This window comes from Sulfuricystis multivorans, assembly GCF_003966565.1.
Lineage (GTDB): Bacteria > Pseudomonadota > Gammaproteobacteria > Burkholderiales > Rhodocyclaceae > Sulfuricystis > Sulfuricystis multivorans.
In genome coordinates this window covers 1534955-1549251 of record NZ_AP018718.1, presented here as the reverse complement: position 1 = coordinate 1549251, position 14297 = coordinate 1534955, and the positions used below count along the sequence as shown (strand labels likewise).

Genomic DNA, 14297 nt, shown 5'->3' with positions numbered 1-14297 from the left:
ATTGTAATGGCTGTGGAGAGCTTTGCCGCCTGGCTGGAAACACCGCAAGGCCGTTATGCGCTGGCCTGGGAGCAGACGAAGACCGATCTGTTGGCCGCCGACATCTTCGGCTTCAATGCGGTGCAGATCGGCTTTCCGCAGATCGATTTCCTGCGCGCCAACCGGATGCCGTTGCGCTTCACCTGCTGTGAAGAGGGCCCCTGCACGACGCGTGCCGACCCCCATCATCTGCCATTCGCGACGAACAGCGTCGATCTCGTCGTGCTGCCACACATCCTGGAATTCGATGCCAATCCGCACCAGATCCTGCGCGAGGTCGATCGCGTGCTGGTACCCGAGGGCAGCGTGCTGGTGATCGGCTTCAATCCGTTCAGTCTCTGGGGCCTGCGGCGACTGTTTTCCGGCAGTCGGGGCGAGCCGCCGTGGCAGGGCCGCTATCTGTCGGTGCCCCGCCTGCGGGATTGGTTCGCGCTGCTCGGTTTCGAGACGCGCGGCGGCGCCTTCGGCTGCTATGCGCCCCCCTTGCGGCAGGAAAAATGGCTCGCGCGCTGGCATTGCATCGAAGCGGCCGGTGACCGCTGGTGGCCTTATCTGGGCGCGGTATATGTGCTGCAGGCGATCAAGCGCCAGCACGGCCTGCGGTTGGTCACGCCGAAATGGAAAGACCGCATGGCGCGCGCGAAGGCGCTCGCGCTGCTGCCGCAGAAGCCCTTGACGCAGAAACGCGAAGAAAAATGACCGACATCGTCGAGATCTACACCGATGGCGCCTGCAGCGGCAATCCCGGCCCGGGCGGCTGGGGCGCGCTGTTGCGCGCAGGCAGCAAGGAAAAGGAACTGTCGGGCTTCGATCCGGCGACCACCAACAACCGAATGGAGCTGACCGCGGTGATCGAGGCGCTGAAAGCCTTGAAGCGGCCGGTGACGGCGCGTGTGCATACCGACTCGCAATACGTGCAGAAGGGCATCAGCGAGTGGATTCACGGCTGGAAGCGGCGTGGCTGGCAGACTGCCGACAAAAAGCCGGTCAAGAACGCCGATCTGTGGCAGACGCTCGAACGGCTGGCCGCGCAGCATCGCCTCGAATGGGTCTGGGTGCGCGGGCATGCCGGGCATGAGTTCAACGAGCGCGTCGATGCGCTGGCGCGCGCGGCGATCGAAAAAGGGAGAGGCAAATGAGTGCCGAACGGCAAGTGATCCTCGATACCGAGACCACCGGCCTCGAATGGCGCCAGGGCGACCGCGTGATCGAAATCGGCTGCATCGAGCTGGTGAATCGCCGGCAAAGCGGGCGGCGCTTCCATCGTTACCTGAATCCGCAGCGCCCGATCGGCGCCGGTGCGCAGGCGGTGCATGGGCTGACCGACGAATTCCTCGCCGACAAACCGAAGTTCGCCGACATCGCCGACGAGCTGCTCGAGTTCCTTTCCGGCGCCGAAGTGATCATCCACAATGCGCCGTTCGACGTCGGCTTCCTCGACTATGAGCTGAGTCTGATCGGGCGCGGCCCACTCGCCACGGTCTGCGCATCGATCACCGACACACTGAAGATGGCGCGCGAACTGCGGCCCGGCAAGAAGAACGGCCTCGATGCGTTGTGCGCGGAATTTGGCATCGACAACTCGAATCGGCAGCTCCATGGCGCGCTGCTCGACGCGGAGCTTTTGGCCGAGGTCTATCTGGCGATGACGCGCGGCCAGGAAAGCCTGATGATCGCGCTCGACGGCGCTTTGGCATCGGGTATCGATCTGAGCGGTGAACGTCCGCCGATCCGCGTGCTGGCGCCTTCTGCCGAAGAGCTCGGCGAACACGAGCGCGTGCTCGCCGAGATCGACAAAGCCAGCGGTGGCAAGACGCTGTGGCGACAGCTTTGCGCTTGAGGGTGCCGTCCCGCCAGCGCCGACTCTTGGAGGAAAGTCGGCGCCCGGCGGGACGCCCTCATTGCCGCCAGCGCCGACTCTTGGAGGAAAGTCGGCGCCCGGCGGGACGCCTTCATTGCCGCCAGCGCCGAATTTCAGTCGGGTTCCAAGAACAGAATGCCCAACGGCGGCAAGCGCAGCTCGAGCGAATACGGCCGGCCGTGGCTGGGAGTCTCCTGCGCGAGACGGCCGCCGCCATTGCCCTGACCACTGCCGCCGTAGCAAGTGGCGTCGCTGTTCAACACCTCGCGCCAGAAGCCGCCGCGCGGCACGCCGAGACGATAGCCTTCGCGCACCACCGGCGTGCAGTTCGCCACGATCAGCATCGTTTCCCCCGCCGGCCCCTTGCGCAGGAAGGAGAGCACGCTCTCGTCGCTGTCGTGGCAGTCGATCCATTCGAAACCGTCGTTGGAAAAGTCGCGTGCATAGAGCGCCGGACGTGATTTGTAGAGGGCGTTGAGATCGCGCAGCCAGGCTTGCGCGCCGGCGTGCGGCCAGTATTGCAGCAGGTGCCAGTCGAGGCTCTTGTCGTGGTTCCACTCCGCGCTCTGGCCGAATTCGCAGCCCATGAACAAGAGCTTCTTGCCCGGATGCGCCCACATGTAGCCGAGCAGCAGGCGCAGATTGGCGAAGCGCTGCCATTCGTCGCCCGGCAGCTTGCCGACCAGCGAGCCCTTGCCATGCACGACTTCGTCGTGCGAGATCGGTAGCATGAAGTTTTCATGGAAGGCATACCAGATGCTGAAGGTGATCTGGTCGTGGTGATACTTGCGATGGATCGGGTCGTGCGCGAAGTAGTCGAGCGTGTCGTGCATCCAGCCCATGTTCCACTTCATGCCGAAGCCTAAGCCGCCAAGCCAGGTCGGGCGCGAGACCATCGGCCAGGCGGTCGATTCCTCGGCGATCGTCTGCGTGTCGGGAAAGTCGCGATAGACCGCCTCGTTGAGCTGGCGCAGGAAATGGATCGCGGCGAGGTTCTCGCGGCCGCCGTGTTCGTTCGGCACCCATTCGCCGGGTTTGCGGGCGTAATCGAGATAGAGCATCGAGGCCACCGCATCGACGCGCAGCCCGTCGACGTGATACTGGTCGAGCCAGAACAACGCGGAGGAGAGCAGAAAGGAACGCACCTCGTGGCGGCCGTAATTGAAGATCTGGCTGCTCCATTCCGGGTGGTAGCCCTGACGCGGATCGGCGTGTTCATAGAGCGCGGTGCCATCGAAATACGCCAGCCCGTGCTGGTCGTTCGGGAAATGCGATGGCACCCAGTCGAGGATCACGCCGATGCCCTTTTGGTGCAGATGATCGACGAAGAACATGAAATCCTGCGGGCTGCCGTAGCGCGCAGTCGGCGCGAAGTAGCCGGTGACCTGGTAGCCCCAGGAGCCGTAGAACGGGTGTTCCATCACTGGCAACAGCTCGACGTGCGTGAAGCCCATCTCCAGGCAGTACTCGGCGATGAGCGGCGCAAGCTCCCGATAGCCGAGCGGCACCTCCGGCGTTTCCGGCGAGCGGCGCCAGGAGCCCAAGTGCACCTCATAGACGGCAAACGGCGCATCGAGCGCATTGGCCGTCTTGCGGCGCGCCATCCATTCATCATCATGCCACTCATAGGCGAGATCAGTGATCACCGACGCGGTGGCCGGCGGAGCTTCGCTGGCAAAGGCGACAGGGTCGGCCTTGTCGACCTTGTAGCCGTGGAAGTTCGATTCGATGTGGAACTTGTAGCGCTGACCGACTTGGGCGCCGACGACGAAGCCTTCCCAGATGCCGGAGCCTGGATGGCTCTGCCGCAGCCAGTGCGTATGGCGATGCCAGCCGTTGAAATCGCCGATCACCGAGACGGCGTGGGCATTCGGCGCCCAGACCGCGAAATGACAGCCGGCAACGCCGTCGCGCGTTTCGGGGTGGGCGCCTAGGCAACGATAGACGCGGCTGTGGCTGCCTTCGCGGAACAGATGGAGATCGAGTTCGCCGAAGCGGCTGACTATGCTGGGTTCGGTTGCCATGACGTGGGCTTGCGGGCGGCTGCGGATCGGCCGGTACGAGTGGCTAGACGATCGGCCGGGTGCCGGGTGAGACGACCCGATTGCCAAGGTCGCGCAGCCGTTCGACCATGATCTGCAGCAGCATGGTGAGGAATTTGTTCGCCAGCCGTGGATGGAGCGCGAGGATTTCGTTCAAGTCGGATTTCGACATCACCACGAAGCGCGTGGCCTCGGCCGCGATGCAGCTGGCGAAGCGCGGCTGACCGTCGATCAGCGACATCTCGCCGAGGATGCTGCCCTCGCCGACCAGCGCCAGACTATGTGGCTTGCCCGCCAGGTCGGTCTTGCGCACGATGACCTGCCCGGCGAGCAGCAGAATCAGGTGCTCGCCAATTTCACCTTCCTGCAGCAGCACCGTTCCGGCCGGCGCGGAGAAACAGTGCATGAACCGGCACAGCTCCTCGATCTCGTAGCGGTAGAACTCGTCGAACAGCGCTTCCTTGTTGATCGCGGCGAGGACATCGTCGATGAACGCCTCCGCACTGCCGAGGTAATCGACGTCGAGATAGAGGTTGGTTGGGTTGGCGAGCGACATGAAGGCGAAGCTTAGCAGATTGCGCGCAAAGCGGCGCCAGCGGAGAAACTGGCTAACATGCAGATTTCCCTGCACGGCTTGCGCATGAGCGATGAAACCTCTTCTTCCGGCAGCGGGCGGGACATGAGTGTGCTGCTCGAAATCCAGTCCCTCGCCAAACGCCATCCGGGCGGCCATGCGTTGTTCACCGATCTGTCGTTTGTGTTGGCGGCGGGCGAGTATGTCGCTATCATGGGTGAATCGGGCGTCGGCAAGTCGACGCTGCTGAATCTGATCGCCGGGCTTGAAGCGCCCGACCAGGGCAGCATCCGCATCGCCGGCCAGCAGATTTCCGGCTTGCCCGACGCCGCTGCGGCGCGGTTGCGCCGCGAGAAACTCGGTTTCGTGTTCCAGGCCTTCCATGTGCTGCCACATCTGAACCTGCTGCAGAACGTGCGCGTGCCATTACTGCTGCTGGGCCGCGACGATCCGGCGCGCGCGGCGGCGATGCTTGCGGCCGTTGGGCTCGGCGAGCGTCTGCATAGCTTTCCGCACCAGCTGTCGGGTGGCGAGCTGCAACGCGTCGCGATTGCGCGGGCGCTGGTGCATCGTCCGGCGCTGCTGCTCGCCGATGAGCCGACCGGCAATCTCGATCCGGACACCGCGCGCGAAATCCTCGCCTTGCTGCACGAGGAGATTCGCGCCAACGGCACGACCGCGATCCTCGTGACCCATTCGCGGCAGGCGGCGGGCAGCGCCGACCGCGTCCTCGAATTGACGCCGCTTGGGCTGCGGCCGCGGACGCTTTCGGCATGAAACTCGCCGCCTGGCTGGTGAGCGGCGAGCTGCGTGCCCATCCCGGGCGCATGCTCGTCGCGCTGATGGCGATCGCCATCGGTGTCGCGCTCGGCCTGGCCGTGCAGCTGATCAATGCTTCGGCAGCGGCGGAGTTTTCCCAAGCGGTGCGAGCGACGACCGGGCAGGCCGATTTCGAGATTCGCGGCCCGCGCGCCGGCTTCGACGAGCGAGTGCTGGAGCTCGTCGCCGCCGATCCGGCGGTTGCCGTCGCCAGCCCAATGGTCGAAGTCGATGCACGGGTGCTCGACGGCAAGGAGGAAGCGCACATCCTGAAAGTGATCGGCATCGATCCGTTCCGCGCCGCAGCGCTCACACCGGCGCTGATCGGCGCGCCGGCTGATGACGATGGGCTCGCGCTGCTGGCCGACGATGCGTTGTTCCTTTCGCCGGCGGCGCAGCGCTGGCTCGGCGTATCCCTTGGTCAGCCGCTGCGGCTGCAGGTCGGGCTGGATGCCGTGACGCTGCGTATCGCCGGCGGCCTGCCGGGCGCGCGCCAGGGTCTTCGCATCGCGACGATGGACATCGGCGCTGCGCAGTGGCGTCTGGCACGATTGGGCACTCTGACGCGGATCGCGGTGCGCCTTGCGCCGGGCAATGATGGTAGCGCGGCGCGCACCCGCATCGCTGCGCTGCTGCCCGCGGGCGTGTTCATCGCCGATCCCGAAGATGCCGACGTACGTGCCAGCAGCCTGTCGCGCGCCTACCGGGTGAATCTCGACGTTCTGGCGCTGGTCGCGCTGTTTACCGGCGCCTTTTTGGTGTTTTCGACGCAGACGCTCGCCGTGGCGCGGCGGCGCGGCGAATTCGCGCTGTTGCGCACGCTCGGCTGGCCACGAGAGCGGCTGCTCATCCACATCGTCGCCGAAGGCGCGGCGCTCGGTCTCATCGGCAGCCTGCTCGGTGCGATCCTGGGCATCGGCGTGGCACGTTTCGCGCTCGATCTGATGGGCGGCGATCTGGGCGGCGGTTATTTCGCCGGCATCGTGCCGGAATTGCGCATCGAGCGCGCGTCCGTCGCCGGCTTCGTGCTGCTCGGCACGCTCGCCGCCGTGGCAGGCAGTTTCATGCCGGCGCTGGAAATCGCACGGGCTGCCCCGGCCCAGGCGCTCAAAAGCGGCGCCGAAACCCTGGCGCATCCGATTGCGCGGCGTGGCTGGCCGGCGCTCGCGCTCGTCACCGGCGCGGTTTTGACGCGGTTGCCGGCGATCGACGGACTGCCCATCGCCGGCTATCTCGCGATCGTCTGCTGGCTCGTCGGCGGCATCGCTCTGATGCCGGTCCTGGCCGGAAAGACTTTCGCCGTCGCCGCAGCCTGGCTGGGCCGACACGCCGGACGCTGGCCGCTCGCCTTCCTTTCGCTCGAGCGGCTCGCGGCTGCGCCCGCTCAGGCCGGCGTTGCGCTCGCCGGCGTGGTCGCGAGTTTCGCGCTGATGGTGGCGATGGCGATCATGGTCGGCAGCTTCCGCGATTCGGTCGATCGCTGGCTCGGCCGGGTGCTGGCCGCACCGTTGTATTTCCGCGTGGCGGCGGGCGGCAATAGCGCTTTCGTCCCGTCCCAAACTCTCGCGGCTATCGCGGCCCAGCCAGGGTTGGAACGCTGCGAATGGCTGCGTATCGAGCAGATCGATCTCGATCCGCGCCGCCCGTCGATCACATTGATGGCACGCACGCTCGACAAGCGCGATCCTGGCCGGCGCATCCCGCTCACCGCGCCTACGCTGCCAGCCGAGGCGCTCTGGCCGGACAGCGTGCCGGTCTGGGTGTCCGAAGCGATGGTCGATCTCTATGGCTGGTCGCCGGGTAGCCGCCAATCCCTCCCCCTGGCCGGTCGCGCGGTCGCCGTCACCGTGGCCGGCGTCTGGCGCGACTTCGCCCGCCAGCACGGCACGGTGACGCTCTCGCTCGACGATTACCGGCGTCTGACTGGCGATCAGGGGATCACCGACGGCGCGTTGTGGCCCAAGACGGGTGTTTCTGCAGCCGAGCTGGCCGAGGCGATCCGGGACGCGGTGCCGGCCACTCGGCAGCTCGAGTTCGCCGAGGCGGGAGGGATTCGCGCCGCGTCATTGCGTATCTTCGACCGCAGTTTCGCCATCACCTACTTGCTCGAAGGCGTGGCCATCGTCATCGGCCTGGCCGGCATCGGGGCGAGTTTTTCCGCGCAAGTGCTTGCGCGCGCCCGCGAGTTCGGCATGCTGCGCCATCTCGGTGTGACGCGTCGCGAGCTCATGCGTCTGCTCGGCTTCGAGGCCTGCGGCCTGACGCTGTTCGGCATCGCCGCCGGCGCTGCCTTGGGCCTGGCGGTCGCGCTGGTGCTGATCCGCGTCGTCAATCCGCAGTCCTTCCACTGGAACATGGACCTGGCGGTGCCGTGGCGTCTGCTCGGCATGGTCAGCGCGCTGCTCATCGTCGCCAGCGTGACCACCGCGCTGATCGCGACACGTCAGGCCACCGGATTAGGCCCGCTGCGCGCGGTGCGGGAGGATTGGTGATGCAGCGCCGCCGCTGGCTGCAAACGCTGCTTTCGGCCGGAATGCTGCCGATGCTGCCGCGCCGGCTGCTGGCCGCTGCGCCGGCATTTCCGCCCGTCTTGCCGCGGCCCTTGGTCTTTCCGCGCGATCACGGCGCACATCCGGAATTTCGCACCGAATGGTGGTACCTCACCGGCTGGCTCGAGACGGCCACCGCCGAGGCGCTTGGTGTCCAGATCACCTTTTTCCGCAGCCGCACCACACACGATCCGAACAACCCATCGCGCTTCGCGCCGCACCAGCTCATGTTTGCGCATGCCGCTCTGGCAGGGCCGCGCCTGGGGCATCTGCTGCATGACCAACGGGTCTCGCGCGTGCGGCGCGACGATCCGGCCGCCGGGTTCTCGATCAGCGATACCGAGCTCCACCTCGCCGGTTGGCAGCTGGCGCGTACACCGGATGACCGCTATGACGCAAGGATCGACGCCGCGGGCTTCGGCTTCGAGCTGCGGTTTTCACCGACGCAGCCGCTCTTGCTGCAAGGCGATGGCGGCTACTCGCGCAAGGGGCCGCAGCCGGAGCAGGCGAGCCACTACTACAGCCAGCCGCAGCTCGCCGTCAGCGGCACGGTCAAGCAGGGTAATGAGTCATTGTCGGTCGGTGGACGCGCCTGGCTCGATCACGAATGGTCGTCGCAGCTGCTCGCTGCCGGAGCAGCAGGCTGGGACTGGCTGGGCATCAACCTCGACGATGGCGGTGCGCTGATGGCCTTCCGCATTCGTCCTCGCTCTGGACAAGGCAGCCTCTGGGCGAGCGCGCGGCTGCGCACCGCGGCGGGCTTCGAGCGTAGCTTCGGCCCGACCGACGTGCATTTCGAGCCGCTCGGTCACTGGCTTTCGCCGCATACCGGCACGCGCTATCCGGTGCGTTGCCAGTTGACGCTGGGCCGCGGCGCGGAGGCGCTGCGTTTCGCGATCGAACCGCTGCTCGAGGATCAGGAGCTCGACGCCCGACGTTCGACCGGCACGGTGTATTGGGAAGGCGCGGTCACGCTGCTTGCCGAGGGTCGGCGGCGTGGGCGCGGTTATCTCGAGCTCACCGGCTATCACCGACCGATGCGCCTGTGAGCGCTGCATGAAACTCGGTGCTGGCGGGACGGCACTGGCGGAGAAAAAAGCCCGACGTGAACATCGGGCCTTTCGAAGGATTGGTGGGCGGTACTGGGTTCGAACCAGTGACCCCTGCCGTGTGAAGGCAGTGCTCTACCGCTGAGCTAACCGCCCAAAAATAAATCAGCGCGGCGCGGATTATAGCGTCACTTGATCACGGCGGCGATGGCTTTCGCGACGTAATCGATGTTGCGGGTGTTCAGCGCGGCGACACAGATGCGTCCGGTGGAGACGGCGTAGATGCCGAACTCGGCGCGCAGCTTGTCCACTTGCGCGGCGGAAAGGCCCGTGTAGGAGAACATGCCGCGCTGCACGTCGATGAACTCGAAGCCGGCGGCGCCGTTGGCGGTGAGCTTCTCGACGAGGCTTCGGCGCATCGCGCGGATGCGGTTGCGCATGCCGGCGAGTTCGTCCTCCCACATCTGGCGCAGCTCGGGGCTGGCGAGGCAGGCGGCGACGATGGCGCCGCCGTGGGTGGGCGGGTTGGAATAGTTGGTGCGGATCACGCGCTTGATCTGCGAGAGCACGCGCGCGGATTCGTCCTTGTTCGCGGTGACGATGGTCAAGGCGCCCACGCGCTCGCCATAGAGCGAGAACGACTTCGAGAACGAGCTGGCGACGAAGAATTGCAGGCCGGAGGCGGCGAAGAGATCCAGCGCGGCGGCGTCTGCCTCGATGCCGTCGGCGAAGCCCTGGTAGGCCATGTCGATGAAGGCGACGAGGTCGCGCTCGCGGATCGCGGCGACGATCTCTTTCCACTGTTCGACGGTCAGATCCGCGCCGGTGGGGTTATGGCAGCAGGCGTGCAGCACGACGATCGAGCGTGCCGGCATCGCCAGCAAAGCCGCCTTCATGCCGGCGAAATCGACGCCGCGCGTGGCCGGGTCGTAATAGCGGTAATCCTTGACCGGGAAGCCCGCCGCTTCAAAGAGCGCGCGATGGTTTTCCCAACTCGGATCGGAGATATAGACGGTGGTTTCCGGCAGCAGGCGCTTCAGATAATCGGCGCCGACCTTCAAGGCGCCGGTGCCGCCCAGGCTCTGACAGGTGACGGCGCGGCCGGCGGCCAATAGTTCCGAGTCCTTGCCGAAGAGCAGATTCTGGACGGCCGTGGTGTAGGCGGCCGGGCCTTCGATCGGCTGGTAGCCGCGCGGCGGCTGGGTTTCGAGGCGGGCTTTCTCGGCCTGCTTGACGCAGGAAAGCAAAGGAATCTTGCCGTCGTCGCCGAAATAGACGCCGACGCCGAGGTTGACCTTGTTCGGATTGGTTTCGGCATTGAAGGCTTCAGTCAGGCCCAGGATCGGATCGCGGGGGGCCATTTCGACGTTGGCGAACAGGGAAGTGGTGCTCATTTTTGAACAAGGCTCCGGAAAGATAGAAAGACAAAACGCGATAATACCGGATCGTGCCGTCCCGCCAGCGCAGAAATTTCATAGAAGTTTCCAATGAATGAAGAAGTTGTGACCTTCCCTGGCAGCCCATTCAGGCTGCATGAGCCTTTCCCTCCGGCCGGCGATCAACCCGAGGCGATCCGTCGGCTGGTCGAAGGGGTCGAGGATGGACTTTCGTTCCAGACGCTCTTGGGGGTGACCGGTTCGGGCAAGACCTACACGATGGCCAACGTGATCGCGCGGCTGGGTCGTCCCGCCCTGGTGCTCGCGCCGAACAAGACGCTGGCGGCGCAGCTGTATGCGGAATTCCGCGAGTTCTTTCCGGAAAACGCGGTCGAGTACTTCGTCTCCTACTACGACTACTACCAGCCGGAAGCCTACGTGCCGAGCCGCGATCTCTACATCGAGAAGGATTCGTCGATCAACGAGCACATCGAGCAGATGCGCCTTTCCGCCACCAAGAGCCTGTTGGAGCGCCGCGACGTGGTGATCGTGTGCACCGTCTCGGCGATCTACGGCATCGGCGATCCGGTCGATTATCACGCGATGATCCTGCATCTCAGGGAGGGCGAAAAGACCGGCCAGCGCGACATCATCCGGCGGCTGGCCGAGATGCAATACGAGAGGAACGAGCTGGATTTCCATCGCGGCACCTTCCGCGTGCGCGGCGACGTGATCGACATCTTCCCGGCGGAAAACGCCGAGAGCGCGCTGCGAGTGACGCTGTTCGACGACGAGATCGAGTCGCTGACGCTGTTCGATCCGCTCACCGGCCAGGTCAAGCAGCGTCTCGGCCGCTTCACGGTGTTTCCGTCCAGCCATTACGTGACGCCGCGCGCGACGGTGCTCCAGGCCATCGAGAAGATCAAGGCGGAATTGCGCGAGCGCGTCGACTTCTTCGTCCGTGAGAACAAGCTCGTCGAGGCGCAGCGCATCGAGCAGCGCACGCGTTTCGATCTCGAGATGCTCGACCAGCTGGGGTTTTGCAAGGGCATCGAGAACTACTCGCGCCATCTGTCGGGGCGTAAAGAGGGCGAGCCGCCGCCGACGCTCTACGACTACCTGCCGCCCGATGCGATCATGTTCATTGACGAATCGCACGTGACGATCCCGCAGGTCGGCGGCATGTACAAGGGCGACCGCTCGCGCAAAGAAAACTTGGTGAATTACGGCTTCCGCCTGCCTTCGGCGCTCGACAACCGGCCGCTCAAGTTCGAGGAATTCGAGCGGCTGATGCCGCAGACGATCTTCGTCTCGGCCACGCCGGCCGAATACGAGCAGCAGCATCAGGGCCAGGTGGTCGAGCAGGTAGTGCGCCCCACCGGCTTGGTCGACCCGAAGGTCGAGGTGCGTCCGGCCGTCACCCAGGTGGATGATCTGCTGGGCGAGATCAAAAAGCGCGTCGCCGCCGAAGAACGGGTGCTGGTCACGGTGCTCACCAAACGCCTGGCCGAGCAGCTGACCGAATTCTTGGCCGACAACGGCATCAAGGTGCGCTATCTGCATTCGGACATCGACACCGTCGAGCGCGTCGAGATCATCCGCGATTTGCGGCTCGGCGTCTTCGACGTGCTGGTCGGCATCAACCTGCTGCGCGAGGGGTTGGACATCCCCGAGGTCTCGCTGGTGGCGATCCTCGATGCCGACAAGGAAGGCTTCCTGCGCTCGGAACGTTCGTTGATCCAGACCATCGGCCGAGCGGCGCGCCACCTCAACGGCACGGCGATCCTCTACGCCGACAAGATCACCGATTCGATGCGGCGTGCGATCGACGAGACCGAGCGGCGCAGGAAGAAGCAGCTCGCCTGGAACGCCGCGCAGGGCATCACGCCGCAGGGGGTGAAGAAGCGCGTCAAGGACATCATCGACGGCGTCTATGACCATGAGATCGCGGTGACCGACCTCAAGGTGATGCAGCTTCAGGCGCGCTATGAAATGATGAGCGAAAAGGCGCTCGCGCGCGAGATCAAGCGACTGGAGAAGGCGATGCAGGCGCACGCGAAGAACCTCGAGTTCGAAGCCGCCGCCGCGGCGCGCGACGAGCTCTTTCGCCTGAAAAAGCTCGCCTTCGGCGATGGCGGTCACGATGCGCCGCCGGCGTGAACGTCGGCGCTGGCAAAACGGCACCCCTGCGCAATTGTCTTGCCAGCGACAACGCAGCCCAGGCGCGCAGGCTAGATTCGCGGTCGTAGAATCCGTGCAACTTCCAAGGAGCTCTTCATGAAAGTTCTGGTGCCCGTGAAAAGGGTGATCGATTACAACGTCAAGGTGCGCGTCAAGGCCGACGGTAGCGGCGTGGAACTCGCCGGCGTCAAGATGGCGTTGAATCCCTTCGATGAAATCGCCGTCGAAGAGGCGGTGCGGCTGAAGGAAGCCGGCATCGCCAGCGAGGTGGTCGCCGTTTCCTGTGGCGCCGCAGTCTGCCAGGAGCAGCTGCGCACCGCGCTGGCGCTCGGCGCCGACCGCGCGATCCTCGTCGAGACCGATGCGCAACAAGCCGAGACCCTGCAGCCGCTGGCGGTGGCCAAGCTGCTCAAGGCGGTGTGCGGCAAGGAACAGCCAGCGCTGGTGATCCTCGGCAAGCAGGCGATCGACGATGACGCCAACCAGACTGGGCAGATGCTCGCCGCGCTCTTGGGCTGGCCGCAGGCGACCTTTGCTTCGAAGCTCGCGATCGCGGACGGCAAGGCGACCGTGACGCGCGAGATCGACGGTGGCCTCGAAACGCTCGAACTCAAGCTGCCGGCGGTGGTGACCACCGATCTGCGCCTCAATGAGCCGCGCTATGCGACGCTGCCGAACATCATGAAGGCGAAGAAGAAGCCGCTCGAGGTGCTCAAATCCGCCGATCTCGGCATCGACATCGCCCCGCGTCTTGCGACGCTGAAAGTCGTCGAACCGCCGAAGCGTCAGGCCGGTGTGAAGGTCGCCAGCGTGGCCGAGCTGGTGGAGAAACTCAAGAACGAAGCGAAGGTGATCTGATCATGGCCATTCTCGTCATCGCCGAACACGACAATGCCGCACTTAAGGCGGCCACCCTGAACACCGTCGCCGCTGCGCAGAAGATCGGCGCAGCGCTGGCGGCAGAGATTCATGTCCTCGTCGCCGGCAGCGGCTGCGAAGCGGTCGCCGAGGCCGCCGCCCGGCTCGCAGGCGTGGCGAAGGTGAAGCTGGCCGATGCCGCGCACTACGCCGACCAGACCGCCGAGAACCTCGCCGCGCTGATTCCTGCCCATGCTGCCGGCTACTCACACATCCTCGCGCCGGCGACCACCTTCGGCAAGAACCTGCTGCCGCGCGTCGCCGCGCTGCTCGATGTCGCGCAGATTTCCGAGATCTGTGCCGTCGAGAATCCTGACACCTTCGTGCGGCCGATCTACGCCGGCAATGCACTGGCGACCGTGAAATCCGCCGATCCGGTGAAAGTGATCACCGTGCGCACCACCGCCTTCGACGCCGTCGGGCAAGGGGGTGCCGCGGCCATCGAGAACATCCCGGCCGGCCCCGATCTGGGGCTGTCCAAGCTCGTCGGCCGCGAATTGACGAAATCGGCGCGGCCCGAGCTGGGCGCCGCGAGGGTGATCGTCTCCGGCGGGCGGGGGCTGGCTTCCGGCGAGAACTATCACAAACTGCTCGAGCCGCTCGCCGACAAGCTCGGCGCGGCGCTGGGCGCCTCGCGCGCTGCCGTCGATGCCGGCTTCGTGCCGAATGACTACCAGGTCGGCCAGACCGGCAAGGTGGTGGCGCCGCAGCTTTACATCGCGATCGGCATCTCCGGCGCGATCCAGCACCTGGCGGGCATGAAGGACAGCAAGGTGATCGTCGCGATCAACAAGGATCCGGACGCGCCGATCTTCCAGGTCGCCGATTACGGGTTGGTGGCCGATTTGTTCCAGGCGGTGCCTGATCTCACCGCAGCGTTGTGAGCGTG

The 14297-nt window shown here is 65.5% G+C and carries 12 protein-coding genes and 1 tRNA gene; 9 read left to right on the top strand and 4 right to left on the bottom strand.

Annotation, left to right across the window (positions count from 1 at the left end; translation table 11 throughout):
• Window positions 1-6 precede the first annotated feature (6 nt).
• The 3 genes from EL335_RS07735 to dnaQ are packed head-to-tail and all read left to right on the top strand — an operon-like array spanning window position 7 to window position 1879.
• Window positions 7-738, top strand: a complete 732-nt coding sequence (locus tag EL335_RS07735; RefSeq protein WP_126445658.1) for a class I SAM-dependent methyltransferase — start codon at window positions 7-9, stop codon at window positions 736-738.
• Window positions 735-1178 (top strand): ribonuclease HI, encoded by a 444-nt coding sequence (gene rnhA / locus EL335_RS07730; RefSeq protein WP_126445656.1) that lies wholly within the window; start codon window positions 735-737, stop codon window positions 1176-1178. Before EL335_RS07735 ends, rnhA begins: the two co-directional genes overlap by 4 nt.
• Window positions 1175-1879: a DNA polymerase III subunit epsilon gene (gene dnaQ / locus EL335_RS07725; protein ID WP_126445654.1), complete on the top strand. Its 705-nt coding sequence runs from the start codon at window positions 1175-1177 to the stop codon at window positions 1877-1879. The genes rnhA and dnaQ overlap by 4 nt, the downstream gene beginning before the upstream one ends.
• Window positions 1880-2013: 134 nt before the next feature.
• On the opposite strand, the gene glgB is transcribed toward dnaQ, so the two are convergent.
• Together glgB and EL335_RS07715 are read right to left on the bottom strand one after the other, a co-directional pair.
• On the bottom strand, window positions 2014-3924 hold the full coding sequence (gene glgB, locus EL335_RS07720) for a 1,4-alpha-glucan branching protein GlgB (RefSeq protein ID WP_126445652.1): 1911 nt from the start codon (window positions 3922-3924) through the stop codon (window positions 2014-2016).
• 43 nt (window positions 3925-3967) lie between these two features.
• Window positions 3968-4498, bottom strand: a complete 531-nt coding sequence (locus EL335_RS07715) for a Crp/Fnr family transcriptional regulator (RefSeq protein WP_172600059.1) — start codon at window positions 4496-4498, stop codon at window positions 3968-3970.
• Window positions 4499-4582: 84 nt separating this feature from the next.
• Here EL335_RS07715 and EL335_RS07710 point away from each other — a divergent pair, with 84 nt between their 5' ends.
• From EL335_RS07710 to EL335_RS07700, 3 genes are read left to right on the top strand one after another with little or no spacing between them, the layout of a single operon-like run.
• Entirely contained in the window at window positions 4583-5293 is a 711-nt protein-coding gene (locus EL335_RS07710; protein ID WP_431306266.1) for an ABC transporter ATP-binding protein, read from the top strand.
• Window positions 5290-7827: an FtsX-like permease family protein gene (locus tag EL335_RS07705; RefSeq protein ID WP_126445646.1), complete on the top strand. Its 2538-nt coding sequence runs from the start codon at window positions 5290-5292 to the stop codon at window positions 7825-7827. The genes EL335_RS07710 and EL335_RS07705 overlap by 4 nt, the downstream gene beginning before the upstream one ends.
• Window positions 7827-8933, top strand: coding sequence for a lipocalin-like domain-containing protein (locus EL335_RS07700; RefSeq protein WP_126445644.1), 1107 nt, complete (start codon window positions 7827-7829; stop codon window positions 8931-8933). The genes EL335_RS07705 and EL335_RS07700 overlap by 1 nt, the downstream gene beginning before the upstream one ends.
• Before the next feature lie 81 nt (window positions 8934-9014).
• Here EL335_RS07700 and EL335_RS07695 read toward each other — a convergent pair.
• Both EL335_RS07695 and EL335_RS07690 read right to left on the bottom strand, forming a co-directional pair.
• Window positions 9015-9089 (bottom strand) — tRNA-Val (locus EL335_RS07695).
• 32 nt (window positions 9090-9121) lie between these two features.
• The gene (locus EL335_RS07690; RefSeq protein WP_126445642.1) at window positions 9122-10327 is read right to left on the bottom strand and encodes an amino acid aminotransferase; all 1206 of its coding nucleotides are present in this window, start codon (window positions 10325-10327) and stop codon (window positions 9122-9124) included.
• Window positions 10328-10420: 93 nt separating this feature from the next.
• Here EL335_RS07690 and uvrB point away from each other — a divergent pair, with 93 nt between their 5' ends.
• The 3 genes from uvrB (at window position 10421) to EL335_RS07675 (ending at window position 14292) form a co-directional block, all read left to right on the top strand.
• Entirely contained in the window at window positions 10421-12469 is a 2049-nt protein-coding gene (gene uvrB, locus EL335_RS07685) for an excinuclease ABC subunit UvrB (RefSeq protein WP_126445640.1), read from the top strand.
• Window positions 12470-12586: 117 nt separating this feature from the next.
• Window positions 12587-13348 (top strand): electron transfer flavoprotein subunit beta/FixA family protein, encoded by a 762-nt coding sequence (locus tag EL335_RS07680; protein WP_126445638.1) that lies wholly within the window; start codon window positions 12587-12589, stop codon window positions 13346-13348.
• A 2-nt stretch (window positions 13349-13350) separates the two neighbouring features.
• Window positions 13351-14292 (top strand): electron transfer flavoprotein subunit alpha/FixB family protein, encoded by a 942-nt coding sequence (locus EL335_RS07675; RefSeq protein WP_126445635.1) that lies wholly within the window; start codon window positions 13351-13353, stop codon window positions 14290-14292.
• The last annotated feature ends 5 nt before the right edge of the window (window positions 14293-14297 follow it).